General features: G+C 46.5%; 13 protein-coding genes. 2 read left to right on the forward strand and 11 right to left on the reverse strand.

From position 1 onward, the window contains the following. Window positions 1–9: 9 nt before the first annotated feature. Together RIC29_00460 and RIC29_00465 are read right to left on the reverse strand one after the other, a co-directional pair. Window positions 10–360 carry a hypothetical protein gene (locus RIC29_00460; protein ID MEQ8733367.1) on the reverse strand — a complete coding sequence of 117 codons (351 nt, stop codon included), beginning with the start codon at window positions 358–360 and terminating at the stop codon, window positions 10–12. Window positions 361–532: 172 nt separating this feature from the next. Then, window positions 533–1735 carry a methyltransferase domain-containing protein gene (locus tag RIC29_00465; protein ID MEQ8733368.1) on the reverse strand — a complete coding sequence of 401 codons (1203 nt, stop codon included), beginning with the start codon at window positions 1733–1735 and terminating at the stop codon, window positions 533–535. Window positions 1736–2081: 346 nt separating this feature from the next. Here RIC29_00465 and RIC29_00470 point away from each other — a divergent pair, with 346 nt between their 5' ends. Beyond that, window positions 2082–3053, forward strand: a complete 972-nt coding sequence (locus RIC29_00470; GenBank protein MEQ8733369.1) for a formylglycine-generating enzyme family protein — start codon at window positions 2082–2084, stop codon at window positions 3051–3053. 205 nt (window positions 3054–3258) lie between these two features. Here RIC29_00470 and RIC29_00475 read toward each other — a convergent pair whose 3' ends face one another. The 4 genes from RIC29_00475 to RIC29_00490 form a co-directional block, all read right to left on the reverse strand. After that, window positions 3259–4806, reverse strand: coding sequence for an ABC transporter substrate-binding protein (locus RIC29_00475; protein MEQ8733370.1), 1548 nt, complete (start codon window positions 4804–4806; stop codon window positions 3259–3261). 97 nt (window positions 4807–4903) lie between these two features. Then, window positions 4904–5230 (reverse strand): hypothetical protein, encoded by a 327-nt coding sequence (locus RIC29_00480; GenBank protein MEQ8733371.1) that lies wholly within the window; start codon window positions 5228–5230, stop codon window positions 4904–4906. Continuing rightward, window positions 5230–6000: a MarR family transcriptional regulator gene (locus RIC29_00485; GenBank protein MEQ8733372.1), complete on the reverse strand. Its 771-nt coding sequence runs from the start codon at window positions 5998–6000 to the stop codon at window positions 5230–5232. Before RIC29_00485 ends, RIC29_00480 begins: the two co-directional genes overlap by 1 nt. A 355-nt stretch (window positions 6001–6355) precedes the next feature. Further along, window positions 6356–7837, reverse strand: coding sequence for an aldehyde dehydrogenase (locus RIC29_00490; protein ID MEQ8733373.1), 1482 nt, complete (start codon window positions 7835–7837; stop codon window positions 6356–6358). Between the two features lie 323 nt (window positions 7838–8160). Between RIC29_00490 and RIC29_00495 the strand changes: the two genes are divergently transcribed. Further along, window positions 8161–9057 (forward strand): LysR family transcriptional regulator, encoded by an 897-nt coding sequence (locus RIC29_00495; protein MEQ8733374.1) that lies wholly within the window; start codon window positions 8161–8163, stop codon window positions 9055–9057. A gap of 52 nt (window positions 9058–9109) precedes the next feature. Here the strand turns inward: RIC29_00495 and RIC29_00500 are convergent, their stop codons facing one another. From RIC29_00500 to RIC29_00520, 5 genes are all read right to left on the reverse strand, one after another. Then, window positions 9110–10075 (reverse strand): phytanoyl-CoA dioxygenase family protein, encoded by a 966-nt coding sequence (locus tag RIC29_00500; GenBank protein ID MEQ8733375.1) that lies wholly within the window; start codon window positions 10073–10075, stop codon window positions 9110–9112. Window positions 10076–10231: 156 nt separating this feature from the next. Then, on the reverse strand, window positions 10232–11743 hold the full coding sequence (locus RIC29_00505) for an AMP-binding protein (GenBank protein MEQ8733376.1): 1512 nt from the start codon (window positions 11741–11743) through the stop codon (window positions 10232–10234). Window positions 11744–11799: 56 nt separating this feature from the next. After that, the gene (locus tag RIC29_00510) at window positions 11800–12546 is read right to left on the reverse strand and encodes a glutathione S-transferase N-terminal domain-containing protein (protein ID MEQ8733377.1); all 747 of its coding nucleotides are present in this window, start codon (window positions 12544–12546) and stop codon (window positions 11800–11802) included. A 42-nt stretch (window positions 12547–12588) separates the two neighbouring features. Then, window positions 12589–13635 carry a hypothetical protein gene (locus tag RIC29_00515; GenBank protein ID MEQ8733378.1) on the reverse strand — a complete coding sequence of 349 codons (1047 nt, stop codon included), beginning with the start codon at window positions 13633–13635 and terminating at the stop codon, window positions 12589–12591. 208 nt (window positions 13636–13843) lie between these two features. Next, entirely contained in the window at window positions 13844–16192 is a 2349-nt protein-coding gene (locus tag RIC29_00520; protein ID MEQ8733379.1) for a TonB-dependent receptor, read from the reverse strand. Window positions 16193–16311 lie beyond the last annotated feature (119 nt).

Here is a 16311-nt window from a genome sequence, read left to right on the forward strand (position 1 = left end):
GTGTTAGTCTTATTTATTGTCGCGGGTGAAGGCCGCAGACACGGGCAAATCGCCTTCACGCAGCAAAGGCGAATAAGTCAGATCAATGAAACGGTCTCGGTCCTTCTGCCATTCGACCTCTTGCTCCTCCGTCGGCATGTATTGTTCGACCATCGCATTGGTGACGCCTTTATCCTCGAGGAGGGCTTCGAGCACCTTCATGCGGCGGCGGTTCGACCAAACTTCCGCGCCAATCGCAATCAAGCTTGTCATCATATTGTCTAAGACTGGGTTCCCGAGAAAAACAGCCCGTTCTACATCTGACGGAATGAAGTCAGACGCATAGGTCGGACGGTCGGTTTTGAGTTTCGTCGTTGCCATTTTCAATGCCTCTTCGTTATGCTGATTTGTCTCGTAAAACAGATAGGATTCTGTACAAGGTTAACCGGTTTCATAATTGACGCTGAACTCAACACGCCCAATGCCCCTCTAGAAATCGCCTTACTTCTTTTGCTGGTAGCCGCTACTGCTATGACAGAAGTCAGAAGAGCGTCTAAGCGGGTTTGATACCAAGGAGGTTGTTCGGCCCAAGCCACGCTGGCGGGCCGTCTTCCGTCGCTTCAAAACCGGCATCGCGCATGGCGGCAAGTAAATCCAGTCCTTCGTATTCATCCCACCAAACCTCATTGTTCCAGCGCATATCCCAAAAGTGACGATACTTTCTGTGGGCTAAAGGCGACGGTTTATTGCCACCAGTATAGTAATCAATCGGGAAAAAGACGCCGCCGGGGCGTAGAACCCGGAAGGCTTCACGGACATGCTGCTTAGAAATTTCCGCCGGCATTTCATGATGCAAAATGTACGACGTAACGATATCGAAGCTATTGTCCTCGAACTTCATATCTTCGGCCAAGCGCTGGGCAAGATTGATGTCAACACCCATATCCACAGCCCGCATGTGACCATATCGGACCATAGGCCCACCAGCATCAATACCCCACACTTCCGCGTCTTTGAATCGCTCCTTAAGTGCAACAGTCATTTGGCCGATCGTACAGCCAACATCTAACACGCGCTTGACTTTGCCGTCTTGCGGCACCGGAACCGAATTCGCGTAGACAGAATGCAGTTCATCCTGGTTATTCCGACTTGTGTAGAAATTATTTGTCCCATGATGGAACACATAACCACCCAGAGGATCACCGACGTAGCCACCTGGCATGATATGAATTTCGTGCTTTGTGTGGTCCGGCAGATCCATATCAGGGTTCAGTTCAAGGGTGCCTGGCCCGATGTTATCCGCCGCTTCCAATTCAGCGAAATATCTATCCGCGTCCGCGTGGAAATGATCCTGAATAGTTTTCCAGCTCAGGTACTGGTTATTGAGCCATGTATGTGCGGCAAGCCCCAGAACAGTATCATTATCGGCGATGTCCAAGATGACATCTCTTGGTGGATCAGATTTAGGATCAACGCCCCTTTCCTCAAGACGAGCATTCATCCGCTTGGGCGCCAAGGTCCGGAAGCCCGTCTGAGTCCAAATTCTGAAACCTGTTAGGAAGTCCTGCTGACTTTCAAGATCAAGCGTCGGCAGCCGTTCGTTTCTGCCCTTTGTGCCTCGATCTTCCACATCTCCTTTAAAACCGATCGCGGTAGAGGCACTGGTAGCGGCAACCGCTTTTTTATTTGTAAGCAAGGACATAGCCCCTGCACCTAGACCTGCGACGGCGGGAAACAATGTACGACGATCAAGCATATTTTCCTCCACTACATGTGACAAAAATATTTAACGTCTGCAGAGGAAAATTAACCAATACAATATCACTACTAATGCATAGGGTTATTATATTGGTGCGCCCATCACACAAAGAATAGCCTAGGTAGTCTAATGCAGGAGTAAGACTGCTACGCTGTTAACGGATCAAATGATTGCGGTTGGACCACGTCGCGATAATAGAATCTATGAAATCGCCTGAGCACCTTGACGTAACAAACCGCCCCTCGCCATCGCAAAAAATGTGCGCCACATAACTTAAAGAGATTTTTTCGACCACCTACAGAATTTACGGTGACTCTGATTATACGGGAAGAATGGGTAGATCATGGCTAGATTGATTTTTTCGGTCGCAGTGATGGTGGCCGTGATTGTGCTGCACTGGAACACACCGTTATCGGCGCAGGCCGTGCAATTAAGTCCGGGCGCAGTATTCCGTGATTGCGTCGACTGCCCGGAGATGGTGGTAATCCCAGCAGGGAGTGCCTTAATCGGGTCAAAGCAAGAAGAAACAACGCGCGAGGGATTCCCCGAAAATCTTTCCGGTCGGGAAAAACCTCAACATGAAGTTAGAATCACCAAACCTTTTGCTGTCAGTAAATTCGAGGTCACGAAGCGCCAATACGCTCAGTTCGTAAAAGAGACCGACCGAGCCGTCGCAGGAGACTGCACTGTATGGGACTTCGCCACAGGCCGATTCAACAGGCAGCCCGAAAAATCTTGGCTCGATCCTGGGTTTTCTCAGGTCGACGTCGAGCCGGTGGTCTGTGTTTCGTGGGATGATTCAAAAGCCTTCGTTGCTTGGTTGAGCCGAAAAACGGATAAGGCATACCGCTTGCTTACTGAAGCGGAATGGGAATACGCAGCTCGGGCAGGAACAGTTACGACGCGGTATTGGGGCGACGACCGTGATCAAGCCTGTGCGTATGCAAATATTTTTGACCTGTTTGCAGCACAGAAATTGGATACAGCAGAAGCAAGAGCAAATCCGGAGAATCAGTTTCCATGCGTTGATGGCATTATTTTCACCGCGGAAGTAGGAAGCTTTTTACCCAATCCATTCGGGCTTCATGACATGATCGGAAACGCCTCAGAGTGGGTAGAGGATTGCTGGCATGAAAACTATGAGGGTGCGGCGTCCGACGGCTCTGCTCGCACCTCTGGCGATTGCAAACGCCGCGTCCTGCGCGGCGGCGGTTGGGATAACATACCGAGGAGCGCTCGCGCAGCCTATCGCGGCAGGACGACCCCGGATAACAGCTACGTCATTCTGGGATTCCGCCTCGCCAGGACGCTATAGTTAATTCTAAAGTCTTCGCATCGTTTGACCTGAGTTAGGTTTTTCAATCGGGCATAATTGAGAAAATCATACTCATTCTCCCACCTGGAATAGGAGCAAGAGATGAGCCTGAAGGGACTTCTTTAAAAAGGAAACCAATAGTTCAAACTGGTTAATGATTCTGATCAACTAACTAATGCTGAGCGTTCCATGACTTCGAAAATGATTAGTTGGCAAGCCAAATCTTTTCGAGAGGTATACCGTCACTTCTGAGTTCGTAGCCCATGATGTCTGAACGCATTCCGACAATATCTGAGTAGTTTACGAGAAATATAGATGGTGCCTGATCGACAGTCTCCGCCATTATGTCCATAAGCATCTTTTCTCTTTTTGAAGCATCAATCTCATACTGAACGGCTTCCAAGTCTTGCATGATTCGCTGATCACAAAAGAATGGCGTAGGTGTCCTTTTGCAGGAATGAGACTCTAATGCGGGCAATGCGTCAAAATGATTGCGGCTGGACCAAGTCGCGGTAAATGCATCGATATCATCCCAATCGCCTGAACGAATACGGCGTGAAAATTCGGGAAACGACAGGCTGCGGAGTTCGACTTTCAACCCAACTCCCCTCAAGTCTTGCGCAACCTGTTGATACAGTAAGGAGTCTCCTGGAACTTGACCTACCGCAGCTCCAATTACTATTGAGAACCCATCCGGATAGCCACTTTCCGCCAATAATTTTCGCGCAAGCGCAACATCGTAGGAATAGGGTTCAATACTCGGATTAAATCCGAATACCCCAGGCGTAACACCTTGGCTCGCAACAGACATCTGACCCAAATGAATATACTTAACGATCGCCTCTTTGTTGACAGCGTGATTAAGCGCCTGCCTTACCCTTTTGTCCATCAGCGGAGATTCATCGGCATTTATGTTGCGTAGGCCAATACCGACAACGATAGGATTAGGTGTTGTAATTGTCTTATAGCCAGCGCTTTCTAGAATCTCAACGCCATCAGGATCTAAGTTCACTGCAATATCCACCTCTCCTGAGAGAAGAGCCTGCATCCGCCTTGTACTATCTAGCACGACGTCCATCTGAATATTTGTGTAGTGTTGAGATCGGCGCCACGACGAATCAAAAGCATTCAGCTTGATCTGTGTTGCATTTTCACCCCATGAACTGACAACGAAAGGCCCCGTTCCTACTGGTGAAAGTGTAAATTCGGCTTCACCTTTCTCTAGCCAAGCCGACATATCTATGATTCTCAATATGCTCATTCGTCTGGGCAGCAATGGGTCTGGCTTCGTAGTATTGATTTCGACTGTGAGTGTATCGAGAGCTCTCGCTGAACTTATTGATGATAATTCTTGTGCCATATAAAAGCGTTCGGCATCAGGTAACTTCAGGTACTCAAAAATTTCCACTACGCTTTCGGCTGAAAATGGTTTGCCGTTATGGAACAAAACGCCTGGCCTGAGTTTGAAAACCCACCTCGTATTTGTTTCTGCCTGCCAAGAAAGTGCTAACGCTGGTTTTAATTGGCCAGAAATAGTTATCTGCGTTAAACCGTCAAACACAGATGATTTGACGTGGCCACCCGCATATCTCTCGAAGGGATGCCCGAGAATGGGAGTGGTAGTTGAAACGGCCAGACGTAGTAGTTCAGCCTGAGCAGTGCCAGGCACCGGACATGTAAAAAAACCAGTCAGAAGCGCAAACAAGGTGCCAAGTAGTTTGCTAAGCTTTGGTCTCAATAATAAAACGTTCATAAAGGTCACCCAAGTGGCTTTCTCATTTCAGTTGTCTTGCTCTCTAAAACGCAGCAATCCTTTGGTGACTATTATGTCACGGGAACAATGATCTTCTTCACGAGTCACCCATCTTCAAATGAGTGTAATAAGACAGCACATCATTTACTTTTACCTGCCCTTTACTTGCCATTAACGGTGACAAATCTATTTCGAGCAACCTACCGACTTTATTGGCTAAATCAGTTAAGCCGGGTTTTGTTATAGTCCTTTTGGGTTCCGGCAAAGCAACTTTAGGATAGAAATTTATTGAGTTCTTTTCTCGCGCTGGCATCGGGGAATTTCCATCAACCCGAACAATACCTTGACCCACCAACGCTTCCAGAATTTCGGTTAGTCGCAAAGGTGCCGAAGATTCAAATAAAAAATACTGATCTTCGTTCATTACCTTCTCCACTCGTCACTCGATTCTATCTTTCTGACAGAATCGAATAGTAAGGGGACTAAATCTTTGAACATTGATGAATAAGAAACTGCTGAAGCAATGTACTTTATCGTGAGCATCGCGACCGGCTTGCCATCAGGAACGATAGCAACTGCAACTGAAGCTTCCTTTGACTCTTCTTCTTGATAGGCAGCATAGTTTTGGAAACGTGCTACATTCACCCTAGACTTAAATTCTTCTAGTTTTTCAGCAGTCATGCCGGTTTGTTCTATTAAATTGAAATAATTCTTCCGAATTTGTTCACTTACTGCGGCCAAAAAAGCGCATCCAGACGCTGAATTGATTATCGGCTTTTTATCCCCTAAGCGTGAACGCGATATCGCAAAAGGGTTGTCATACTCCGTAGTAATCAACGTCTCAATATCGGTGCCTTTGGGACTTGTTAGTATGATCGGCCAGATAATCTGTTGCGATAATTCTGAAATAACTGACTTTGAGCTGTTGAGCACTGCGTCTTCGACCCCATATCCTATAGATAGATTCATCACACGCCGCGTTAGTCGGTACTTCTTTTCACTCCGCTCTCTAGTTACGTACCCTTCACTCTCTAATGCGTTGAGTATGCGACATACAGCGCCTCGCGATAATGTTCCCTGCCGAACAATATCGCTCACCCTTGCCGAGTTAGAACGATTTAGGATTTCCAAAATAGACATCGTACGAACAGCAGTTAACGAGCTCCTACATGGGTCAATTTGGTATTTCTGCATCTTTAACTCCCAATAAGCGCCCCTTTGTAAAAATGTAAAAAGAAACTCTTATGGACAATAAGAGGAGCAGCGCCTTCGTTCTGGTTTCCGACTGATTATTAGGTGTAAGTAAAATTAGAATAGCCACCCTGTATCTATACTAAGGAGCCTTATCATTGACTTTCATTACACATTAACGATGGATCGTTTGACTTATTGAATGAACTCTCTGATGCGATTGCATAGTCCGTTATCGCCAGAACTGGCGTCAAACCGAAAGCCAATAAAAACAACTCAGTTGAAGTAATCATTATTTTTCCCCACTGACCTTCATAGAAATTATTGCCGCCATTAAATCGTCAAAGAATAGACTGGCTCAATGGACAGGCAGCGGTTCAGAAAGAAGTAAGGTCTTTGACTCTAAGTAAGAGATAAGTCCCTCCTCCCCTCCTTCTCGACCTAGACCAGATTTCTTAAAGCCACCGAATCCAATTGAAAAATCTGCTCGCGGCCCATTTTGTCCTATTGTCCCAGTCCTAACCTGGCGCGCAACACGGTAAGCTGCTTTCAAATCGTTTGTGTATACAGCGCCACCTAAACCAAACGCGGAATCATTAGCTATACGCACAGCTTCCTCTTCATTGTCGCAGGGAATGACAACGATGACAGGGCCAAAGATTTCTTGCTGAGCTATAGCCATCGAATTATTTACATTTGCGAATAGAGTTGGCTCGATGAAAAAGCCGGTCTTAAGGTCTTGTGGGCGTCCCCCACCGAAGACAAGATCTGCTCCCTCGTCTTTTCCCTTCTGTATGTAGGATTCCACCTGATCTAACTGCCGTTTCATAGCTAGTGGGCCCATCTGCGAGTCTGGATCGTGAGAATATCCTACCTTTATGTTTTTCAGCTCAGATGCCAATAAACTAACCAACTCATCGTGCCGCTCACGCGAAACTATAACGCGCGTAAGTGCCGCGCAGTTCTGACCGGTCATGTAACATAGTGCCGGAGCTAAACTTGCAGCAGCAGCATCTAAATCATAATCATCTAGAATAATGGCGGCTGACTTCCCCCCCAGTTCCAACGTTACGCGCCCAATGCGTTCACCACACACTGAAGCAATGCGTTGTCCTGCAGCGAGGCTCCCAGTGAAACTAACTTTATCGACTCTGGACTGCCTTACTAGGTAGTCCGAGACGTCCCTTCCTGCGGTGAGAAGGTTGATCACTCCAGCAGGAAATCCAACTGCATCTGCACATTCTGCAATAATATATGCCTCAATGGGCGTTTCTGGTGCTGGCTTCATAATTACAGTGCACCCTGCTGCTAGCGCAGGTGCTATTTTGTTTAACATAGTGATTAGCGGGACGTTCCAAGGCGTAATAGCTGCCACGACACCAACCGGTTCACGGATCAAGTACCCGGCGCCTACTGCAGTTGGTCTTTGTTCCGCAAACTTGAAATCTGAGATCATTTCGGCATGTCGATCTAGTGTATTAATGGCGTTCTTCGACATCATCTCCGCCTTCGAGACCAAAGCGCCCACTTGTTCAGTAAACGCTATTGCCAATTCTGGTATACGTTTAAGAAGTTCTGTCGCCAAATCTCTCAAGTACTTAGCTCGTTCTTCTGGGCTGAATGAAGACCAGGGCCCTACGTCAAATGCTTGTCGAGCTGCTGCAACGGCCCGGTCAACATCTTCTGTCTTAGCCTCTGCAACACGAAATACAACTTGTTCTGTATTTGGCGAAACCACATCAATGACATCCTTGCTGGACGGCTCAACCCATTCACCACCAATATAAAACTTATTGAAGTTAGATACATCGATCTTTGCAGCGTCATTTATGTCAGTCATCTCTTGCCTATTTTCTTTAATATTTATCTAGAGTTTTATGTCGAGGTCGTGATCGCCGTACTCATTCAAAAGATTCAACCGCATAAAAAATCTACGGCACTTAGCTGATACCAGTGGCCGTTCAGTGACTCCTAAAACTATATAAGACAAATTCGACAGATGGTTTTTCCCGCTCCTAGGATGTTGATCTATTATTAATGCCGCTGATCAAAGCTAAACTGAGTGTGGTTTTCATCTTGCAAATGCCTTCCAGTATTATGATACAGTACTCGAATGGAGACATCCTTTAGCCCAGTTCCACTTAGTCTTTGAGTTGCGGTTCAATGGACCTAAGGCAACTCAAATACTTTCTGACTGTCGTGGAAGAGTGCGGTTTTATAAATGCATCAATCAAATTGAATGTTGCGCAGCCATCTATAAGCCGAAGCGTCAAAATGCTAGAAGAGGAGCTGCAAGTGGCGCTCTTATTTAGAACTTCTCGCGAGGTCAGTTTAACTTACGCAGGTGAAGAACTAGCTCGACGTGCGAAACTTATTCTCAACGAAGTAGAACGAACTAAATCAGAAATATTGGCAATTGGGGCAGGGAAGAAAGGGCGCCTAATTTTTGGAACTGCAATTTCTGCATCAATTCCTTCAATAATTAAATGTGTTGCAAAAACTGCTGAAAAATACCCAAATCTAGACATTAATATTTGCGAAGATGTGGTTGAAAATTTATGGGGCGGTTTGTTTGATGGTTCTATAGATATGGCGGTGACGACGCTCTTTTCAGCAGAAGAAAAAGGTCTTGCTTCTATAGCGTTATATGATGTTCACGTTTTGGCCGTTTCCCACATTTCACACCCAATTGCCAACCACGGTGGATCACTTGAAAATCTTGCGGATTACAAATGGGCGGTCCTAGATGCGGAAGGTATACCAAAAAATATTAGCACTTACTTTAATAGGGCCGGAATTTCTCCGCCAGAGCATCCCGTAAGGGTCTCCACACGATCCGCATTAATAACTCTACTAAAGACTGGAAAGTACTTGGCGATAGTGCCTGACGTATGGGTCAGAGAAGAACTCAAGAAAGGTGAAATTATCCCGCTATCTAAACCTTTCTTCGACTTGACGGTTAGAGTTGGACTTGTCTATCGCAAAGACTTTGTCATGAACGAACCTGCCAAAGACCTAATCGAAACAATTTGTTCTCTAAAGGAAATTGACTTCCAATAGAAAGAGTTTCATTGGCTCAACTGTTGTTGAATTTAGGGTCAAATGCTGACGACTATTCGCTAATGAAGCTTGAAACATCAACTTTCGAAAGCCCGCCTCTCTCGTTCTTGATGCGCACTGACGGTTTAAGACCTTCTCTAATCTTATTGCCATCAATGCCCGGAGACCAGGTCGCAGAAAAGCCGCGTGGGAAATTCTCGTCTGTATCACGGTCGCCGTTCTCTGACCAAAGCAATGGGAATAAAGGGCCTCCTGGCTTTTCACCTTTAATCATCTCATCCCAACAGATACCTGCAAGGTTGATGCAATCTGGACGAGGATTCCAGGTAATATCGTCACCGAATATTCGTACGGATAACGCGTGACGCCAATCATTACTCGGATTGCCTGACGAATAATGATGAGCCCAAGGATGAACGATTAGCATATCGCCCGGCTCCATATCCCAAGACAAGAAGCGAACACGAGGGTCACTGCGGAGAGCCTCGCCATCAGGATGAGAGATCCGGTCTGGGGGCTGCACCATTTGGCGCGCATTAAACCCAAACAGCCAATAGCGTGCATCGTATTTAAACGAACCCGCAATGACTTCCAAAGAATTTGCCTTAGTTATTGGAGTGAATGGTATCCACAATGAAGGCACCATTACTCCATCGACTGGCCAGCCCATCCGATCCGTGTGCCAAGGTGTTGTTGCATCTGATTGAGGAGGTTTCGAAAATATTTCATCAAAATAGAACCTGACAGCTTTCGAAGCTATCGCTTTACCGCATGCTTCGGCCATTGGTGATTCAAATATGAAATTCCTAAACTCTGGTATGCACCGAGACATATATCTGTTGTGATAAGTTGGTAGCAGACCGAAATCTTCCCGATCAATCATGATCCGTTCAGTGAGAGTCTTTAACGGCTCTAGCCATTCAGGATCAAATACTTTTCTCAGACAAACAGCACCATCTCGTGCGTAAGTGTCGATATCTTCTTGGCTTATCGGTCTAATAGGGTGCTTATTCAACATCAACTGTGCTTTCCCATCGCATAATTCCTTATCTGTGATTGTTGTCACTTAGAAAGTAGAGGTGCAAATATCAATATTATATACACCAATCGCTTTTCTGAATAAGGCGAGGTTCGGTATAAGCTATAAGCTGAGAGGAATGATTAAACGTTATAACTAAGTATTCTGCGACTCTAATTTGGTGAACCAGAGGTCCTTGTAACGGTCACGCAAAAGAGCCTTTTGCACCTTCCCCATCGCATTACGAGGCAGCGAATCAACAAACACTATTGCTTTTGGGATTTTGTAATTGGCCAGTTGATTTTTTAGGGCGCCGATTACCTTTGACTCAGTCAAGTTGGCACTTCCATCCTTTAGCGTGACGATAGCTAATCCAGCTTCCCCAAAGTCAGGATGCGGCATTCCCACAACCGCTGACTCATCGACCCCTAGTATTTCGTCGATACAACTTTCTACTTCCTTCGGATACACATTAAATCCGCCCGAAATTATCATGTCTTTAGCCCGACCAATAATCGAAATCATTCCATCTTTTGCAAATGACCCGATATCACCGGTTTTGAAATACTTATCAGATGTAAAATTTGCGGCGGTTTCGTTTGGCTTTCCCCAGTATCCACTGAACACATTAGGGCCTTTGATTTCTATCTCTTGGTTCCGTGCATTTAGGCGCAACTTAACATCAGGTAGGGGCCAACCGACTTTACCAGCGCGGCGAGGTTTATCGGTATGTGCGCTGGTTATCATACCTGCTTCTGTCATCCCATATCTTTCAAGTATCAGGTGCCCCGTACGCTTCTCGAAATCGTTAAATGTCCGTTCAGGCAGTGGAGCAGAACCGGATACAAACAACCGCATACCCTTACATACTTCCCGTCCAAACTCTTTACTCGCAAGCAAACGAACATAGTATGTCGGAACCCCCATAAACACGGTAGCTCTCCGCAAATCTTCGATTACATGTTCCGCAACAAACTTTTCATGAAACAGAATAGCTGTTCCATTGAGTAAGGTAGTGTTCAATGCCGCGAATAGACCATGAGTGTGAAAAATAGGTAAGGCATGTAGCAACACATCTTTTGGTCCGAACTGCCATAACTGATGCAGAGTCTTCGCATTTGATGAGAGGTTCCCGTGGCTTAACATCACTCCTTTTGGCCGACCTGTCGTCCCTGATGAATATAGGATCGCTGCTAGATCATCTTGTGTGTTTCGATAGATTTCCTCAAACGGCTCAATTTCAGCGGCAAGACTAACCAGCGTACCGTAGCCATCGACTTCAAGCGTCAAAAATGCTTTTACAGCATGTTTTTTTACTATCGTCGGCAAACTCTTGGAGTCCGCTTCCCCGACAACCACTGCTGGTTTCGCGTCGTCGATAAAATACTCCAACTCGTCAGAAAGGTAAGCAGTATTCAACGGCAGATAGACCAATCCAGCACGTAAACACGCTAGGTAAAGTGCAACCGCTGTAATTGATTTTTCGACCTGGACAGCAATGCGATCTCCAGGCCTAGCCCCTTCAGCGATCAAAACGCCAGCCAATCTAGCAGACAAAGAATCTAGGTCGCCGTAAGTCAGTATTTTTCCCTGGCGTTCAATCAGCGCCGGTGAGAACGAGTCACTAGGGAAGTGGGATTTGAATAACGCATAGAGATTTGCAGTCATACGAACTTCACATGTCTTTTAAACGAATCACTTGGCGAATGGCGCTATCTTGGTAGCTAAGCAGTTTCATACCACTGTGAAGGGATCGGTATTGCACGTTGGTTAGAGAGAATCTTCGCGCGCCGCTCTCGTTCCTCTTGAGAAATTTCGCCAGCCTCCTCGTTTGTACTAATACCAAGTGCCATAGCTTTTTTTACAGCTGGCCGATCAGAAATACGCTGCATCCATTCCTGAACTTTTGGGAAGTCGGTAATATCGTTTCCGCGTAATTCCCAAAGACTGGCCCATGGATAACTTGCCATGTCTGCGATGGTGTACTCATCTCCAGCGAGCCATTCCCTACCGAAAAGTCCAAGATTAATTACACCGAACAAGCGGTGAACTTCGTTATCAAAGCGTTTGATAGCGTATGATTGGTCTCCGTTTTTCTCATTGTCAGCGGCACCATGGAAATGATTTTGCTCACCCATTTTCGGCCCTTGGTTCGCTGCTTGCCAAAGCACCCATTTCACGACCGCATATTTTTCTCTTGGCTTTTGCGGCCAAAACTTACCCACTTTTTCAGCAAGATACATCATGATCGCACCTGACTCGAATAGGGCTACTGGCTCACCTCCACCGGTAGGTTCGTGATCTACCAACGCTGGAATCCGATTATTAGGTGAAATCTTCAAAAAATCTGGGGCAAACTGATCGCCTTTGTTAATACGAACCGGTGTAATCGTATAAGGCAACGAGCATTCTTCTAACAGAATCGTGACTTTCTTACAGTTAGGTGTAGGAAAGTAAAAAAGCTCAAACATTTTGATTATCCAGTGCTAGGGGTGATGACTGCAAAAAACCGGTTACGCGCTAACCCTTTTAAACTGGCGAAGATCGCCGGTCTTACTAATGGCCAAGCCAACACCACTTGTAACGTTATTGGAATTATTTGCTGCTGTGACGCCGTAGTAATATAGGTAAACTGCAGAGCCGTTCATGACTAATTGAGGTGTTTCAACACCGCCATCGTCCCATGCGCCGCTCTCTCCAGCATGTAAGATGGGTTCCTCATACAAGTGACTCCACTCTATACCGTCGTCAGAGTGAGCGGCACAGATAGATCGATCTGAGCTCGCTGAAGTAGCTGAGTAGATCATCAGCCATTTCTTGCCTTCTGCTAATGGGTTAATTGATATGTGACGGGACATCACCCCTTTTGCATCGATCTTTGTCGGAGGCGTTGACCAGATTATAGGCCCTCTTACGTTCCATGATTTAGCATCTTTGGAAACGGCATATTCCGTGACAAATTCCAAACTGCCCCAAATTGTGGCCGTGTAGTATATACGAAACTCATCATCATCAATCACGCCGTTAGGCCATGTCTTAAATGTATAGTCTCCCAACTCTACGGCAGCGCCACTAGGCGTATTAGCCCGTATCTTTGTGAAGGAGAAACCATCATCGCTAATAGCTAAGCCGGGTCTCATGCAATACCCACGTGGAGTGGTGCCCTCATAACCGTTTGGAAACTTAATGGGTTTTATATTCAGCGTTTGATGGTCACCACCAAAATACCAAAGGTACCACTTGCCCTTATTATATGTGACATCCATCACACCAATGTGAGCACTATCGAAGTCTCCTTCTGCTTGGCTTATGTCTAGTATACTGCCAGCGTGTTCTGGTCCGTTATGACGAAACCACTTAATACCATCTTCAGACGTCGCAACCGCGATACGTCCTGACCCCATCGAGGGTGCGACGTCACGTGGGAACTCACTGTCACGGCAGTAGTACCACATCATCCACTTATTTATTTTTGGGTTCCACCGAACGACAGGTGCCCCGATGGCAAAGTCGTCACATCTCCCGGACGGCCCAACATCGAAGACTTTCCCTAAATCCACGTTATGTTCCTATTGCTTCTATCTTTGGGGCCTACGAGGCTCTCTACGAGCCATTAATATCTATACTCGCACGACGGATTATGGTCCGAATTTTCCCTTCAGGGATGAAAGCCAATCTGAATATCAAGAACCTCTTGTCAGGGCTCACCTACAAGAAGAGGCAGCACGACCTTGCGGAAGTGCTACCCCTAAATGTTGGTCAGAATGACTAAAAGTTGACGCGCGCTTCGATACCAAAGGTCCGCTTATCGTCATACGTAACAGCGATTGGGGACGTAAAATTCGATGGATCCAAAATAATTCCGGTATTGACCGCAGAATCATCGTTAAACACATTGTCCACGTAAGCTGTCACCGAATACCGATCAGACTCCACCCCAGCACGTAGGTTGGCACGATGCTTAGATCCTACATACGCTACGTTCGTCGGAGGTGAAACAGTGTATTGCTTGGACTCATATCTATAGTTGCCACGCAATGTCCAATCCCAATCTTCGGTCAAGGGCTGCACGATATCAACGGTCAGAGTTCCTTGCCAATCGCTTTGACGAGGTAACGAATAACCACTTAGATTTAGGCCTGTATTGCCATTAGAATCAACAACGATGCGGTCCGCACATGCTGGGATATTAGCGCACTTCGCCACATCCGTGCCCCCGTTAACAAAAGCACCGTCTTTGAAACTTGGATTTGAGTAGGCCAATCCAATCCCAAATGTCACCCCATCTGCAACGATCGCAGCTACACTTGATTCGAAGCCATAGGCTTTTGCGCTTCCAGCATTCCGTATTGCTGAATTAACCCCAGCAAATCCCAGGAGCTGCAAACTCGAAAGGTCAGAATAAAACACTGCTGCATCTAGCCCCAACCGACCGTCGAGAAAATTAGTTTTGATGCCAGCTTCGTATGTCCAGTTTACTTCTGGATCATATTGTAAATCTGCTGCACCGACTACGAGGGAATTAAACCCACCTGCTTTGTTTCCCTTCGCGGCGGATGTGTAGAGCTTGGTTTGATCAGTGACGTCGTAGTCTGCTGTAAATCTGAAGCTCCAAAAATCCCAACTGCCTTCAATCCCGTCCGGGCCATCAGCATCACTTGGAAACCTAAGAAAGCTACCGATCTGATTTTGAAATTTTTTCTGATCCGTCCATCGAGCCTCAGCCGAAACGGTGAACTGCTCAGTGACATCAAAGTCAACCAAACCAAAACCCGAAAGCTCTCTATCCTTTAGACGAGCATCTTGAAAGAAGGGTGGATTTGTAGGGTCACCCTGGCCAATGGGAAAGGGCACTATCGCAATTGCTCCTGCCGGAACGTCACCGTTATCGACGACGATAGTAAAACCTCCGAGCCGATTAAAGCGTGAATAAAATCCACCGAAAGACCAACGGACGTTTTCGTCTTCGTTGCTTGAAAGACGTAACTCTTGGGAAAAGGCATCGTCGTCTGCATCAGACAAGCCATAAGTCGACAAGTTAATAGTAGGTGTTGGACCTCCAATCAAAGGATAGGCGCGACCGACACCCGTACCATCCCGATCTATTCTCTGCCCCTCGCTTCCGTCCATATATGACGTTACGCTGGTCAACGAGACTGGCCCCATATCGATTGAGACATTTCCTGTTGCCATGAACAATTCGCGCTTGTTTCCGAACAACTCGAAATCAGGATCGCCCGACCTCGGCGTGCCATCTGAGTCACTAAAATCAGGCACTTTTCCGCACAGCGTAGTCTGAAATGCTCCCGCTGGTGCGCCACAGTTGCCGGTTGTAAGAACTCTGAGTGGCTGGTCATAATCATCGTTACTGTAATATAAGGTAGCCAAGATGTTCACAGACTCAGTTGGGTCAATTTCGAACGCTGCTTGAATTGCCTTTTTTTCATAGCCCTCAAAATCCACGCCGCTTATCGCATCTTCCCTTGTGCCGCCAAAGCTATCGAACCGACCAGAAAGACGAACGCCAAGCTTTCCATCAACAATCGGTCCACTTACTGACCCTTGAATGCCGTACCGATCATGATTTCCTCCCTCTAATTTGAGAGTGCCTTCAAACTCATCTGATGGGCGTTTAGTGACATAGTTTATTACGCCAGAATAGGCATTGCGCCCATACAAGGCACTTACAGGTCCTTTTACAACTTCAACACGCTCTAGGTCGAGAAATGTTACGTCGACCATATTCGAGTTCGCGAGATAAACTCCGTTATAGAAAACTGAGACATTGTTCTCTGCAAAGGCACCGCCAGTGAGGTTCGTTAACCCACGAATGACCGGAAAATTCAACTGCCCAGCCCCGAATTCACTGATCGACAGGCCAGGCGTAAGGTCAATTATATCCCGTAATTCACTGACGCCTCTGTTAGCAATGTCCTGTGATGTCAGAGCCGTGATTGAGAGAGGTATGTCTTTGAGACTCTCTTCTCGTTTACGTGCTGTAACCGTGATTTCTTCTAAGGCCACCTGAGCGGCCACCTCTGGCACACACAACAAGACGAGTGATAGCGCCGTTGCGCTAAACAGTGAGGCCTTACCGCTATATAGATATTGAGACACTTAGAGCTTCCCCCATTCAAGGACTAAAAAATTAAGTCTGAAATGTGACTATATTCTCGGGAAGGGGCAAATATAGTTAAGCTATCGATCAATGCGAATTACGTATACGACATAAAGCT

The sequence above is a fragment of the Rhodospirillaceae bacterium genome, assembly GCA_040219235.1.
Classification (GTDB): domain Bacteria; phylum Pseudomonadota; class Alphaproteobacteria; order Rhodospirillales; family Rhodospirillaceae; genus WLXB01.